The sequence below is a fragment of the Nocardioides furvisabuli genome (assembly GCF_021083185.1).
GTDB lineage: Bacteria > Actinomycetota > Actinomycetes > Propionibacteriales > Nocardioidaceae > Nocardioides > Nocardioides furvisabuli.
In genome coordinates, this window is record NZ_JAIGQB010000002.1 from 165,131 (window position 1) to 179,432 (window position 14,302).

At 69.6% G+C, this 14,302-nt stretch carries 11 protein-coding genes; 7 read left to right on the forward strand and 4 right to left on the reverse strand.

The features are described 5' to 3' along the window. Positions 1 to 37: 37 nt before the first annotated feature. Positions 38 to 1,828, forward strand: a complete 1,791-nt coding sequence (locus K4G59_RS03975; protein WP_231249475.1) for a DEDD exonuclease domain-containing protein — start codon at positions 38 to 40, stop codon at positions 1,826 to 1,828. A gap of 5 nt (positions 1,829 to 1,833) precedes the next feature. Here the strand turns inward: K4G59_RS03975 and K4G59_RS03980 are convergent, their stop codons facing one another. After that, on the reverse strand, positions 1,834 to 2,112 hold the full coding sequence (locus tag K4G59_RS03980) for an Lrp/AsnC family transcriptional regulator (protein ID WP_231249477.1): 279 nt from the start codon (positions 2,110 to 2,112) through the stop codon (positions 1,834 to 1,836). A gap of 165 nt (positions 2,113 to 2,277) precedes the next feature. Here K4G59_RS03980 and K4G59_RS03985 point away from each other — a divergent pair, with 165 nt between their 5' ends. After that, positions 2,278 to 6,438, forward strand: coding sequence for an Ig-like domain repeat protein (locus tag K4G59_RS03985; RefSeq protein WP_231249478.1), 4,161 nt, complete (start codon positions 2,278 to 2,280; stop codon positions 6,436 to 6,438). Positions 6,439 to 6,538: 100 nt separating this feature from the next. After that, positions 6,539 to 7,162: a hypothetical protein gene (locus K4G59_RS03990; RefSeq protein ID WP_231249480.1), complete on the forward strand. Its 624-nt coding sequence runs from the start codon at positions 6,539 to 6,541 to the stop codon at positions 7,160 to 7,162. Here the strand turns inward: K4G59_RS03990 and trpD are convergent. The 3 genes from trpD to K4G59_RS04005 are packed head-to-tail and all read right to left on the reverse strand — an operon-like array spanning position 7,144 to position 9,611. Further along, positions 7,144 to 8,196 carry an anthranilate phosphoribosyltransferase gene (gene trpD / locus K4G59_RS03995; protein ID WP_231249482.1) on the reverse strand — a complete coding sequence of 351 codons (1,053 nt, stop codon included), beginning with the start codon at positions 8,194 to 8,196 and terminating at the stop codon, positions 7,144 to 7,146. The two genes, K4G59_RS03990 and trpD, sit on opposite strands and share 19 nt — an antisense overlap. 42 nt (positions 8,197 to 8,238) lie before the next feature. Then, positions 8,239 to 8,649 carry an Rv3143 family two-component system response regulator gene (locus tag K4G59_RS04000; protein WP_231249484.1) on the reverse strand — a complete coding sequence of 137 codons (411 nt, stop codon included), beginning with the start codon at positions 8,647 to 8,649 and terminating at the stop codon, positions 8,239 to 8,241. Positions 8,650 to 8,672: 23 nt separating this feature from the next. Next, on the reverse strand, positions 8,673 to 9,611 hold the full coding sequence (locus tag K4G59_RS04005) for a cytochrome c oxidase assembly protein (protein WP_231249485.1): 939 nt from the start codon (positions 9,609 to 9,611) through the stop codon (positions 8,673 to 8,675). Between the two features lie 74 nt (positions 9,612 to 9,685). Here K4G59_RS04005 and ctaE point away from each other — a divergent pair, with 74 nt between their 5' ends. Genes ctaE through qcrB form a run of 4 tightly spaced genes read left to right on the forward strand, consistent with a single transcriptional unit; the run spans position 9,686 to position 14,108 of the window. Then, positions 9,686 to 10,324, forward strand: coding sequence for an aa3-type cytochrome oxidase subunit III (ctaE, locus tag K4G59_RS04010; protein ID WP_443685461.1), 639 nt, complete (start codon positions 9,686 to 9,688; stop codon positions 10,322 to 10,324). Positions 10,325 to 10,369: 45 nt separating this feature from the next. Next, complete coding sequence (qcrC, locus tag K4G59_RS04015) at positions 10,370 to 11,242, forward strand: cytochrome bc1 complex diheme cytochrome c subunit (protein WP_372461787.1); 873 nt, start codon at positions 10,370 to 10,372, stop codon at positions 11,240 to 11,242. Continuing rightward, the gene (qcrA, locus tag K4G59_RS04020; RefSeq protein WP_231249488.1) at positions 11,239 to 12,357 is read left to right on the forward strand and encodes a cytochrome bc1 complex Rieske iron-sulfur subunit; all 1,119 of its coding nucleotides are present in this window, start codon (positions 11,239 to 11,241) and stop codon (positions 12,355 to 12,357) included. The genes qcrC and qcrA overlap by 4 nt, the downstream gene beginning before the upstream one ends. Next, positions 12,354 to 14,108 carry a cytochrome bc1 complex cytochrome b subunit gene (gene qcrB / locus K4G59_RS04025; RefSeq protein WP_372461788.1) on the forward strand — a complete coding sequence of 585 codons (1,755 nt, stop codon included), beginning with the start codon at positions 12,354 to 12,356 and terminating at the stop codon, positions 14,106 to 14,108. Before qcrA ends, qcrB begins: the two co-directional genes overlap by 4 nt. The last annotated feature ends 194 nt before the right edge of the window (positions 14,109 to 14,302 follow it).

Below are 14,302 nucleotides of genomic sequence, written 5' to 3' on the forward strand. Positions count from 1 at the left end.
ACGCCATTGTCGGAACCCACGTCTAGCGTCGTCCTCCATGAGCACCACCGCCCACCGCCCGACGCGGGAGACGTCCCGCTGGGAGGCGCAGCGCAGCTTCGACGAGCTGGGGCGGCCCCTGCGCGACCTGACGTTCTGCGTGGTCGACCTGGAGACGACCGGCGGATCGGCTGCTGCCGGCTCGATGATCACCGAGATCGGCGCGGTGAAGGTGCGCGGGGGTGAGGTGATCGGTGAGTTCCAGACGCTCGTCAACCCCCACGCGGAGATCCCCGCCTTCATCGCGGTGCTGACCGGGATCAGCAACTCGATGGTCCATGACGCTCCCTCCATCGAGTCGGCCCTGCCGGCGTTCCTGGAGTTCGCCGCGGGTTGCGTGCTGGTGGCCCACAACGCCCCCTTCGACGTCGGCTTCCTCCAGCACTTCGCCCGTCAACAGGGACGGCCGTGGCCGAAGCTCGAGGTCCTCGACACCGCCAAGCTCGCCCGCCGCGTGATCACCCGCGACGACGCGCCCAACTGCAAGCTGTCCTCGCTGGCCGCGCTCTTCGGCTCCTCGACGACGCCCAACCACCGCGCGCTGTCCGACGCCCGGGCCACGGTCGACGTGCTGCACGGCCTGATGGAGCGCCTCGGTGGCCTCGGCGTGCACACGCTCGAGGAGCTGCAGACGTTCTCCTCCCGCGTCAGCACCGCCCAGCGGCGCAAGCGTCACCTCGCGGAGGGGCTCCCCCACGCCCCGGGGGTCTACCTCTTCCGCGACGACCGCTCACGAGTCCTCTACGTCGGCACCTCCCGCGACCTGCGCACCCGCGTCCGCACCTACTTCACGGCCTCCGAGACGCGCACCCGGATGGGCGAGATGGTCGGCTTGGCGGCCACCGTGACGGGCATCGAGTGCGCGACACCGCTGGAGGCCGAGGTCCGCGAGCTCCGGCTGATCGCCGAGCACAAACCGAAGTACAACCGCCGCTCGCGTTTCCCCGAGAAGGTCCACTTCCTCAAGCTGACCCGCGAGGCGTGGCCGCGCCTCTCCCTGGTGCGCACCGTGCTGGACGACGACGCCGACTACCTCGGCCCGTTCTCCTCCAAGAAGACGGCCGAGAAGTGCCTCGCCGCCCTCCACGAGACGTTCCCCGTCCGCCAGTGCAGCGGGCGGATGCCGCGCATCCCGACCGGCACGGCCTGCGTGCTGGCCGAGATGGGCCGGTGCCTCTCCCCGTGTGACGGTTCGACCGACGAGACGACGTACGCCGCCGTCGTGCGCCAGCTGCGCGACACCCTGCTGCGCAGCCCGCAGGAAGTCGTCGAGACGATCAACGCCCGGATGAGTGCGCTGGCCGAGCACGAGCGGTTCGAGGAGGCAGGCGTCCACCGCGACCGGCTTGCCACGTTCGTCCGCGCCGCCGCCCGCACCCAGAGGCTCTCGGCGCTGACCCGGTGCCCGGAGATCATCGCGGCCCGCCGCGAGGACAGCGGACGCTGGTCGGTCCACGTCGTGCGCCACGGTCGTCTTGCGGCTGCGGGCGTGATCCCGCCGGGGGCCGACGCCCATCAGTACGTCCGCGAGCTCACCGCCAGCGCGGAGACCGTCAGTGGTGCTCCGGGACCCGTGCCGGCCGCGACGGCCGAGGAGTCGGAGAAGGTCCTGCGCTGGCTCGAGTCACCGGGCGTACGTCTCGTCGACGTCGAGGGCGAGTGGGTCTGCCCGCTCGGCGGTGCGGCCCGACACCTCGCGCTCTACGACGCCGCGCACCAGTCCCGCCTGTCGCTGGTGCCCTTCGACGAGCAGCGACTGCCTTCGCCCGTTCACCGACCGGTGCGCTGAGTGCCTCAGTCCAGCCCGATGCTGAAGGCGGACTCGAGGTCGTGGCGCGAGTAGGTGCGGAAGGCGATGTGTGTCTCGGTCTCCGTCACGCCCTCGACCTTGTTGAGCTGGTCAGCAACCACTGTGGCGACGTCCTCGTGCTCGCGCACCCGCACCAGTGCGATCAGGTCGATCTGGCCGGTGACGGAGTAGACCTCGCTGACGCCGTCGAGCGAGGCGATCGCCTCGGCAACCTCGGGGATGCGCGCGACGTCGGCCTTCACGAAGACGATGGCGGTGATCATGGCCTCACCGTAGCGCTCCGGCTGCGATCGGCCGACCGGCGACCGATCGGTCCGACCTACTAGTCCTTTATGACTAGGGGCGGGTGAATTCGTCCCGCGCCGCGCGCTCGGACACCTAGCGTGGCGAGGTCTGAGCCACACCCACCAGGGGAGATCTTCGGGATGATGCAGCGACTTGACCGCACACGCGTCGGGACCGCGACGGGCCTGTCGGCCGTGGCCGCACTGGTGCTGACCACGCTGGGCCCCCTGGCGGACGCCTCGGCAGTCCCGCCGGCGTCGCCGACTGGGCTGTCCGTGCAGCAACCCAACGACGCGACGGCGGTGCTCTCGTGGGACCACGTCGCCGGCGCGACGCGCTACGAGCTCCAGGTGGATGACGACCCCAACTTCGGCTCTCCCGCGTCGATCCCTGCTCCCACCGTGAGCACGGTGAACAACACCTACGTGCCCACCGCCAACCTCCCCGCGGGTGACAAGTACTGGCGGGTGCGGGCCAGGAACGCAGCCAACGAGGACTCGCCGTGGGCGATCTCCCAGTTCGGCACCCCAGCGGTGGCCGTGCCGCAGCCCGCTTCCCCGGCTGACAACACGACCCTCTCGCAACCCTCGCAGCCCCCTCTGCTGACCTGGTCGACGTCCCCGGGCGCCACGTCCTACATCGTCGAGGTGGACGGCGACGCCGACTTCGTCGGCGCGACGCCCTACACGACGAGCTCGACCTCGCTCGTCGTTCCCGACGCACTGCCGGCCGGGACGACGGCGAACCCGGCCGACTACTACTGGCGCGTCACGGCGAGCAAGGGCTCCGGGCTCAACTCGTTCCCGAGCCCGGCTTCGCGCTTCATCGTCGGACCTCTGCCAGCCCCGGTCATCACGGCGCCGCCCTCGAGCCCCAACTTCGAGCTCCAGGACGTCGTGCTCGACTGGGAGCCTGTGCCGGGCGCCAAGTCCTACGACGTCGAGGTCGCCCTCAACCAGGACTTCACCAACATCCTCAAGTCCGAGACCGGCATTCAGGGCACCCGCTACTCACCTCCCGTGTCCTACGACAACGACCAGTACTACTGGCGTGTCAGGGCTCGTGACCTCGACAACCAGCCCACCCCGTGGACGGCGTCGCTCTACGACTTCAACCGCACCTGGCCCGACAAGCCCCAAGCCGTCTTCCCCGCGGAGCCGGGCGCCGAGACGGTGGAGAACCCCGTCTACTTCGAGTGGACCTCCGTGCGGCACGCGTCCGAGTACGAGCTGCAGGTGAGCACGACGCCAGGATTCTCCGAGGGTTCCACCCGGTCATGTCGGACTGCCGGAACGACCTACACGCCGGGGATGTTCGCGATCAACACCACCGGCATCCCCTCGGCCTTCCGGGAGAACGAGGACTGTGAGCCCACCCCCGGCACCATCAACTACTGGCACGTCCGCCCGCTGGACCGGCCCTTCACCAAGCCGGGCGGCGGTGACATACCTGGCATCCAGGGTATCTACAGCGATACCGAGGCGTTCCTCTACAACCCGGCTCAGATCACCGGGATGGAGCCTGCCAACGGCGCCACTGTGACGGTGCCGACCTTCACCTGGGACTCCGCACCCGGGGCCGAGTCGTACTCGATCACGGTCTACAACAACCAGGGCAACCAGGTCGACACGGTCAAGACCTACGCCACCTCCTACACGGTGGACGGCACCACTCCGCTCCCTGCGTCGGGAAATCCCTACACCTGGGCGCTCAACGCCACGACTGCCGACGGCATCAGCTCCGTGCGCCACACTCGCAGCTTCTCGGTCACTGGCACCCCGCCCGCGCCACCGGCCAGCTCCGGGGACTACCTCAGGCCCGTCACGGGCAACGGTCCGTTCCAGACCGCACCGTCGCTCACGTGGCAGCCCCACCCGGATGCCGTGCGCTACAAGGTCAACATCGGCTACGCGATGGACTCGAACCAGATCTGGTTCGGCCATGCCGCTGGCCAGGACCTCTTCAACCAGCCGATGCCCTACAACGCGATGACCGACATCGGTGACCGGCTGCTGCTGCCGGGCACCTACGACTGGCAGGTCACCGCGGTCAACAGCAGCGGTGGGGAGTTCGCGTCAGGCCCTGAGGGTCGCTTCACCGTCTCCGAGGTCGACGTCACCTCCGAGCACGCGCTGGCCATCGGCGGTCGTGAGCTCGACCCCAACAACCCGGCGACCAAGACCCCGTGCAACCCGCTCAGCGGCCCCTGCGTGGTGCCCACCACCCCGGTGCTGAAGTGGAAGGCGCAGCCTTACACGTCCTACTACATGGTCTACGTCAGCCGTGACTCGAACTTCACCAACCTCCTCGAACCCAGCAACGCGATCCCAGCCACGACCAACACCCGGTACGCCCCCGCGCTGGACAACCGGTGGTGGACCTATCCCGACACCGAGGCGGGCGAGGCTCTCTACTGGCACATCAGGCCGTGCCGCAAGGTGAACAACTGCGCCCCCAGCCCCATCTCGGCGATCGGCAGGGCACAGCACGCCTTCACGAAGACCTCTCCGAAGGTCGAAGGTCTCACCAGCACCGATCCCACCAGGACTGAGATCACGTTCAGCTGGAACGACTACTTCGACACGAACCGTTCCACCCAGTGGGCCCAGACCGGCGAGGACCGCCCGCAATCGGCGATGCTCTACCGCATCCAGGTCGACGACGTCGAGTCCTTCGGCACCGGCTCCGCGCTGGTCGACGAGAGGATCGTCGACCAGGCGACCTACACCGCCTTCGATCGGCTCTACCCCGAGGGCACGCTCTACTGGCGGGTCCAGGCCATCGACTCCAAGGGCAGCCCGCAGGACCTGACGAACAACGACGGGCGGCTGTCGTGGTCGGAGACCAAGACCTTCACCAAGCGCAGTCCCCGCGTGGAGCTCACAGCGCCGGTGGACGGCGCCTCCGTTCCAGGCACGGTGGCCCTGCGCTGGCAGGCCCAGCCCTTCGCGGCGGAGTACAAGGTCGAGGTCTACAAGAACAACGACACGACCTTCTCCACCGCCAACCGCGTCTTCACCAAGAACGTCCGGACGACGGCGTACGCCCACAACGTGCCGCTCCCGGTCTCCCCGACGCCCTACGTCTGGCGCGTGCAGCGCATCGACACCGACGGCAACCCGGGACCGTGGTCGTGGGGCGGCAACGTGGACCCGGACGGAAATCCCGTGGGCCGCTTCACGGTCGGCTCCGGGATCCTGGAGATCACCTCCCCCGCCCCCGGCGGCGCGCAGCCGCCGAACGGCCCGGTGCTGACCTGGCGCGACTTCCCGGGCGCAGTGAAGTACAACGTCGAGGTCAGCTCGCCGGCCGGCGGCTTCGCTGCGACCGGTCAGACCGTGGCCACGGCCTACGCGCTGACCAACAACGTCAGCACCGGCACCTATCCGTTCAAGGTCACCGCGCTCGATGCGAACAACACGGTGCTTGGTTCGGCTCAGTCGTCCTTCGTGGTGGACGCCCGACTCGTGGCCACTGCACCGCCCGAGGTCCAGGCCCCCACCGGGACCGGCGTCGGCGCCACGCTGACCAGCACCCCACCGTCCTGGAACCAGGCGGACGTGTCGACGACCTACCAGTGGCTGCGCGACGGACAGCCGATCGCCGGCGCGACCGGGACGACGTACGTCCTGACGGTGAGCGACTTCAACCGGATCGTCTCACTGCGGGTGACCGGCAAGAAGTCCGGCTTCACCGACGGTGTGACCGTCAGCAATGCAGTGGGTGCCACGGCCGGCGGCGCGCTCCAGGCGACCGCCCAGCCGACGATCACCGGCATCCCCCAGGTCGGCAACACGCTGACCGGAGTGCCCGGCACCTGGTCGCAACCGTCGCCGACGTTCAAGTACCAGTGGCTGCGGACCGGTGCGCCGATTCCGAACGCCAACTCGGCGAGCTACCGCCTGACTCCGGAGGACGCCGGCAAGGACATCGCCGTCACGGTGCTGGCCTCCAAGTCCGGCTTCACCGACGGCTCGGCGGCCGCGGCGGCGGTGACCGTCCCCAAGATGACCTCGACGACCACTGCGACCCTGTCGGCGACCCGGGTCAAGCCGGGAAAGCGGGTCAAGGTCGGCATCACGGTCATGGTGCCGGGAGTCACCGGCCCGGTCGGCCAGATCAAGGTCATGGACCGCACCAAGGTGCTGAAGAAGCTGACCCTGGTCACGGCCAAGAACGGCAAGGTCACGGTCAGGCTGCCCAAGCTCAAGAGGGGCAAGCACCGCATCCGGGTCAAGTACCTCGGCGACGCGACCACCCAGGGCTCGCGCTCGAAGGCGATGCGGCTCTCGGTGCAGCCGTGACGCTGCGCTGATCCAGATCGCGAGGGCCCTCCCGGCACCACCGGGAGGGCCCTTCGTCGTGGATGCCCCGCCCGGCGCCGGCCAGCAGTAGTCTCCGCGCGTGACCTGGCTCGCCGACCACTGGCTCGACATCCTCGGGTGGGGCGGCAGCGCCCTGCTCGTCTACTCCCTGCTCCAGGCCAGCGTGCTGCGCCTCCGTGTCCTCAACGCGATCGCCTGCGTCCTGCTCATCGTCTTCAACGCGATGCTGGCGGTCTGGCCGATGGTCGGCATGAACACCGTCCTCGTCGCCATCAACGCCTGGTTCATCGTCCAGCTGATCCGTGCGCGCCACGACGAGTCGGCGTTCGAGGTCCTCGAGGTCGGTCCGGCCGACGAGTACCTGCGCCACACGCTGCGGGTGCACGGCGCCGACATCCTGCGGTTCAACCCCGGCTTCGTCCACGACCCGGCCACGACGGACCACGCGTTCCTCGTGCAGAAGGGCGACGAGACCGTGGGCGTGGTGCTCCTGCGCACGACCGGCGACACCGCCGACGTGCTGCTCGACTACGTGACGCCGCGCTACCGCGACTTCTCCCCCGGCGAGTTCGTCTGGCGCCGCAGCGGCATGCTCACCGAGCACGGCATCCGCCGCGTGGTGACCCGCCCCGGCATGGTCGGCGCCTACTACGACCGCGTCGGCTTCCGTCGCGAGGGCGACTCCTACACGCTCGGGCTCTGAGCCGTCCCGGTCGCGGTCGCCCGTACCCAGCGCTCGAGGGCGGCCTCCGCGGCGCCCGAGTCGATCGCCTCGGCAGCCTTCGCCACCCCGGCACGGAGGGCGCCCTCGACGTCCTCGTCGGGTGAGTCGTAGACCGCCAGCGCCGCGCCCGTGTTGAGCACCACCGCGTCCCGCACCGGCCCCGTCTCCCCGGCCAGCAGGCGGCGTACGACGTCCGCGTTGTGCGCCGCGTCGCCGCCCCGGAGGTCCTCGGTCGTGGCGCGGGCGATGCCGAGGGAGGCGGGATCCACCGAGGTCTGCGAGACCTCACCGTCGTGCACGCGCCACAGCGTGGACGTGGTGGTCGTGGTGAGCTCGTCGAGGCCGTCGTCGCCGCGGAAGACCCACGCGTCGATGCCGCGCTGGGCGAGCACGCCGGCCATGACCGGCGCCATCTGCACGTCCGCGCACCCGATGGCCTGGGCCTGCGGGCGGGCCGGGTTGGTCAGCGGCCCGAGGATGTTGAAGGTCGTGGCGATGCCGAGCTCGCGGCGCGGCACGGCTGCGTGGCGCATCGCAGGATGGAAGGCCGCGGAGAAGCAGAACGTGATGCCTGCCTCCTCGGCCACCTCGGCCACCCGCGCCGGGGGCAGGTCGAGCCGGATGCCGAGGGCCTCGAGCACGTCGGCGGACCCGGACTGCGACGACGCGGAGCGGTTGCCGTGCTTGACGACCCGGGCCCCGGCGCCCGCGGCGACGATCGCCGACATGGTGGAGATGTTCACCGACATCGAGCGGTCACCGCCGGTGCCGACGATGTCGAGCAACCGGCCCGGCACGGAGATCGGATTGGCGGCGGCGAGCATGGCGGCCGCGATGCCGGAGACCTCCTCGACCGTCTCGCCCTTGGCGCGCAGCGCGACGACGAGGCCGGCGAGCTGCACCGGGGTGGCGGCGCCGGCGAAGACCTCGTCCATCGCCCATCGCGCCTGCTCGGTCGTCAGGTCGCGTCCGGCGACCAGCGTGGAGAGGACGTCGGGCCAGGTGTGGGACATGGGATCAGGCTAGTGGCGCGCCGGGGACGCCCCCGAACGGTGTCAGGAGGTGGCCGGGACCGACGGGCGCAGCAGGCCGACGACGGCCTCGGCGAGCTGGATCGGGTCGATCGGGTGCGGCACAGCGGCCTCGGCGCGCGACCACGTGGCGAGCCACGCGTCCTGCGGACGCCCGGTCAGCACCACGACCGGCGGGCACTCGTAGATCTCGTCCTTGAGCTGCTTGGCGATGCCCATGCCGCCGGCCGGGACGGCCTCGCCGTCGAGGATCGCGAGCGCGATGTCACCGGCGTCCATGTTCTGGAGCACGACCGGCTCGGTGGCGACCTCGACGTACTGGAGCTCCGGGAGGTCGGGGTGCGGACGGCGACCCAGCGCCAGGATGACCTGCTGGCGGGTGTTCACGTCGTCGCTGTAGACGAGGACCTTCAGGGGGCGCTGTGCGTCAGTCACGGGGGCATCGTAACCGGGCTGGCTCACCCCCGGCCTCCGGGAGTGGGCGTACGCCGCTCCTCGCGGTCCAGGCGACGGTCCTCGCGCCTGGCCTCTTGCATGGAGGAGCGCACCCACTGCGTGAACAGCACGGCGAAGAACAGCACGCCGATCAGGTCGCCGCTCGCCCACAGGATGCCGCCCGCCAGGTGCTGGTCCTCGAGCACCGGCGGCAGCCACGAGCCCATCGGCCCCTCCCGCAGCGCGAGGTAGTGCTCACCGCCGATCAGGGTCTGCTGGCCCATGATCGTCACCCCGAGGAAGGCGTGGAAGGGCAGCGTCATGAGCGTGAGCAGCACCCGGAACGGGTGGCTCACCCGCCCGGGCACCGGGTCGACGCCCATCAGCGGCCAGAAGAAGAGCGTGCCGACCAGCACGAGGTGGATGTGCATCATCTGGTGCACGAACGACGAGCTCAGGCTGGCGTCGTACCAGGGGCTGAAGTAGAGGGCCCACGGCGAGGCGATGTAGAGCACGAACGCCAGCGGGGCGAAGGCCAGCACCTTCGCGACACGGGAGTGGATGACCGCCAGCAACCAGCGCCGCGGCGCCGCCGGAAGCGTCCGCAGCGCCAGGGTGACCGGCGCGCCGAGGGCGAGCGCGAGCGGCACCACCATCGACAGCAGCATGTGCTGGACCATGTGCACGCTCAGCAGCGTCGTGTCGTAGCGCCCGAGCCCCGACATGGTCGCGAACACGAACGACCCCATCCCGAGGCCGACGAACGACAGCGTCCGGCCCACCGGCCAGTGGTCGCCGCGACGGCGCAGGACGGCCACCCCGACGGCGTACAGGCCGACGGCCCACACGGTCACCACGAAGGGGATCGGGTCGATCCCCCAGTCGGTGAACACCCGCCCGAGCGTGAATCGCGGTAGCGTCTCGAGGGCGTCCTCCGAGGCGAGGGGCAGGGGAAGCAGCACGGTGTGAACTTTATGACGTGGGATCACAGGGGGTCGGGGTGCCCTCCCTTCACCCCAGCAGCCATAATGTTCGCGTGGCGACAGCAACAGCGATTCCGGCATCCCGACTGCACGGGCACCACGACCGACCCAGCATGGTCAGCGTGGGCACCATCATCTGGCTCTCGAGCGAGCTGATGTTCTTCGCCGCGCTGTTCGCGGCCTACTTCACGATCCGCGCAGTGAGCCCCGAGCTGTGGGCCCAGGAGACGGCGCTGCTCAACGTGCCCTTCGCGACCGCCAACACCGCGATCCTCGTGGCGTCGTCCTTCGCCTGCCAGTGGGGCGTCTTCGCCGCCGAGCGCGGCCAGGCCGGGCGCACCGGCTCCCTGCTGAACTTCTCCAAGTGGGGCCTGCGCGAGTGGTTCATCCTCACCTACGTCATGGGCGCGATCTTCATCGGCGGCCAGGCGCTGGAGTACGCCGAGCTGGTGCACGAGGGCGTCACCATGGGCAGCTCGGCCTACGGCTCGATGTTCTACCTCACCACCGGCTTCCACGGCCTCCACGTGACGGGCGGCCTCATCGCCTTCCTCTTCGTGCTCGGCCGCACCTATCTCGCGCGCCGCTTCACCCACGAGCAGGCCGTGACCGCGATCGTCGTGTCCTACTACTGGCACTTCGTCGACGTGGTCTGGATCGGCCTGTTCTTCACGATCTACGTCATCAAGTAAGCACCCCCGACAGTCACCACCGTCGCAACCGGCAAGGACTCAAAAGTGCGTTTGCTGAACCGAACCGCTGGTCGCCTCTCCCGGCACCGCCGCGGCCCACTGGCCGGCCTCGCCGTGCTGCTGCTCGGCCTGCTGATCAGCGGGTCGCTCTACACCGCCCTGGCCCCCGCCCAGGCGCAGGACCAGGCCAGCGACGCCGAGAAGGTCGCTGAGGGCAAGGAGCTCTTCCTCGCCAGCTGCGCGTTCTGCCACGGCAAGAACGGTGAGGGCATCCCGACCGTGCGCGACGGCTACCAGATCGGCCCCTCGCTGGTCGGCGTCGGTGCCGCGTCGGTCGACTTCCAGGTCGGCACGGGCCGCATGCCGCTCGCCAGCCCGGGCGCGCAGGCGCCGCGCAAGAAGGCCATCTTCACCGACGAGGAGACCGAGGCCCTCGCCGCGTTCGTCGCCTCGCTGGGCCCCGGCCCGGCCATCCCCGACGAGTCGGACTACTCGATCGAGGGACTGTCGGAGGAGGAGCGCGAGGAGGCCATCTCCCGCGGCGGGCAGATCTTCCTCACCAACTGCACGGCATGCCACAACTTCAACGGCGCCGGCGGCGCGATGCCGCGTGGCGGCTACGCCCCGAGCCTGCACGGCGTCGAGGGCAAGTACATCTACGAGGCCATGCTGACCGGCCCGCAGAACATGCCCAACTTCAGCAACGGCAACCTCTCCCCCGAGGAGAAGCGCGACGTCATCGCCTACCTCGACAGCCTCGAGGACGCGCCTGAGTACGCCGGGTTCACCCTGGGCGGCCTCGGACCGGTGTCCGAGGGCCTGTTCGGGTGGCTGGTCGGCATCGGTGGCCTCGTGGGCGCGGCGGTCTGGATCGCCTCGCACACGACGCGGACGAAGAAGAGCAAGGTGAACGCGTGAGCAACGACGACAACCGCCCGGTCAACGGTCCCGACGGGACGCCCGAGCCCTACAGCGACGAGACGGGCGCCCAGTCGCACGTGCCGGCGCGCACGCCGGCCGACCCGATCGCCGACCCCGGCCTGCCGCCGCACACGTGGCGCCCGACCGACGTCGACCCCAAGGCCGAGAAGCGTGCCGAGCGCCAGATCGCAGCGATGTTCATCGCCGCCATGATCAGCGCCGTCCTCTTCGTGGTCGCCTACTTCTCCTTCTCGGTCGGCGACAACTGGGACACGTTCCTCGGGTTGGGTGCCTCGACGGTGTCGCTCGGGGTCACGCTCGGGGTCAGCCTGCTGCTCATCGGCACCGGCATCATCCACCTCGCGCGCAAGCTCATGGCCGACGCCGAGATGGTCGAGATGCGGCACCCGGCTGCCTCTCCCCCGGAGGACCGCGAGGCCACCGTCGCCGCCCTCAACGCGGGCCTCGACGAGGCCGGCATCGGCCGTCGCCCGCTCGTGCGCAACACCATGATCGGCGCCGTCGGCGTCCTGGGGCTGCCCGCCGTCGTGCTGCTGCGCGACCTGGCCCCCGGTGACGCCCTCGACATCGACAAGCTCGCCCACACCCTCTGGAAGCCGGGGATGCGCCTCGTGCGCGACGTCGTCGGCACCCCGATCCTGGCCAGCGAGATCGAGGTCGGCGACCTCATCAACGCCGCCCCCGAGGCGATGTTCCCCTCCGAGGAGAACGGCTACCCCGAGCTCGAGGGCGCGGAGGAGCAGTCGGAGAAGGCCAAGGGTGCCATCATCATCGTCCGGATGGACCCCGACGAGCTGACGCCGGCGACGCAGCCGGACAAGTGGACCGTCGACGGGATCATCTGCTACTCCAAGATCTGCACCCACGTGGGTTGCCCGATCTCCCTCTACGAGCGCACCACGCACCACGTGCTGTGCCCGTGCCACCAGTCGACCTTCGACCTGGCGGACGGCGCCAAGGTCGTCTTCGGTCCGGCTGCCCGCCCCCTTCCCCAGCTGCCGATCAAGGTGGACGAAGAGGGCTACCTGGTCGCCCAGAGTGACTTCACTGAGCCCATCGGGGCCAGCTTTTGGGAGCGTGAGAAGCTGTGAGCATCGACACCAGCAAGGTTGCCTCGAGCAACGGCACCGAGGCAGCCACCGCCTCCAAGCCCGGCCGTGCCGGATCGCTGGCCACGTGGGCCGACGACCGCCTGGGCCTGGCCACGGCGATGAAGAAGAACCTCCGCAAGGTCTTCCCCGACCACTGGTCGTTCATGCTCGGCGAGATCGCGCTGTGGAGCTTCGTCGTGCTCCTCCTCACCGGTGTGTTCCTCACCCTGTGGTTCAACCCGTCGATGGGTCACATCACCTACGAGGGCTCCTACGACCAGCTCCGCGGCGTCGGGATGTCGGAGTCGATGGCCTCGACCCTGCACATCTCCTTCGACGTGCGCGGCGGCCTGCTGATGCGCCAGATGCACCACTGGGCCGCGACGGTCTTCGTCGCCTCGATGATGGTCCACCTGCTGCGCGTCGCCTTCACCGGCGCCTACCGCAAGCCCCGCGAGCTCAACTGGGTCATCGGCTGCCTGCTGCTGCTGCTCGGCACCCTCGAGGGCTTCACCGGCTACTCGCTCCCCGACGACCTGCTCTCGGGCACCGGCGTCCGTGCTGCTGACGGCTTCCTGAAGGCCACGCCGGTCGTCGGCACCTACATGTCGTTCCTGCTCTTCGGTGGCGAGTTCCCGGGTGAGTCGATCATCCCGCGCCTCTACATCATCCACGTCCTGCTGATCCCCGGGATCCTGCTGGCCCTCATCGCGGCCCACATGCTGCTGCTCGTCTACCACAAGCACACGCAGTGGCCCGGGCCCGGCCGCACCGAGCAGAACGTCGTCGGCTTCCCGATGCTGCCCGTGTACGCCGCCAAGGCCGGTGGCTTCTTCTTCATGGTCTTCGGCGTCATCGCCCTCATGGGCGGCCTGATGACGATCAACCCGCTGTGGAAGTTCGGCCCCTACGACCCCACGAAGGTCACGGCGGGCTCGCAGCCCGACTGGTACATGGGCTGGCCCGACGGCCTCCTGCGCATCATCCCCACGGGCTGGGAGTCGGTGATCTTCGGCTACACCATCTCGTGGAACGTGATGCTGCCGATCCTGATCGTGCCCCCGCTGATGCTGGTCATCCTGATGCTCCTGCCCTTCATCGAGGGTTGGATCACCGGCGACAAGCGGGACCACCACCTGCTGCAGCGCCCGCGCAACGCGCCGACGCGCACCGCGGTGATGGTGGCCCTGATGACCTTCTACGGTCTCGCCTGGGCTGCCGGTGGCAACGACATCATCGCCATCAAGCTCGACGCGAGCATCAACCAGATCACCTACTTCATGCGTGTCGCGATCTTCCTCGGCCCGCTGCTGGCGTTCTGGATCACGCGCCGCTGGTGCATCTCGCTGCAGCGCCACGACAACGACAAGCTGCTGCACGGCTACGAGACGGGCATCATCACCCGCTCCCCCGACGGGTCGTACGCCGAGCGGCACCTGCCGATCAGCGAGACGGCCGCCTACACGCTCACCGCGCGTGACCGTGACGAGGTCTTCCACGCCAACGGCGACACCGACGCCGCCGGCGTGGCCGCGCCCAACACGCGCTCGGAGAAGCTGCGGGCCAAGCTCTCGACGTGGATGTACGTCCACAACGTGCAGAAGCCCACCCGGGCCGAGCTCGAGGCGGCGCACCACCACGCCGAGCACGAGGCGGAGCTCCAGGCAGGTCTCGACCACCCGGTCGACGGTCACCAGTTCGACGACCACCACCTGCGCGACGCCGACGAGGTTCCGCTGCGCGACCACTGAGTCGCTCGTACGACGTCACACGACGAAGGCCCGCCGGGATGATCCCGGCGGGCCTTCGTCGTCTGCGGGGCCAGCTGTCGGCGTACGCCCCCGTCGGCGGTGCGTGGGCCACCTGCGGGGTGCGCAGGAGGTGGGTGGGACACCTTTCGCCCGCGCAGCGGTGAGTGAGACATCTTCCGAGCCGCCAGAACCTG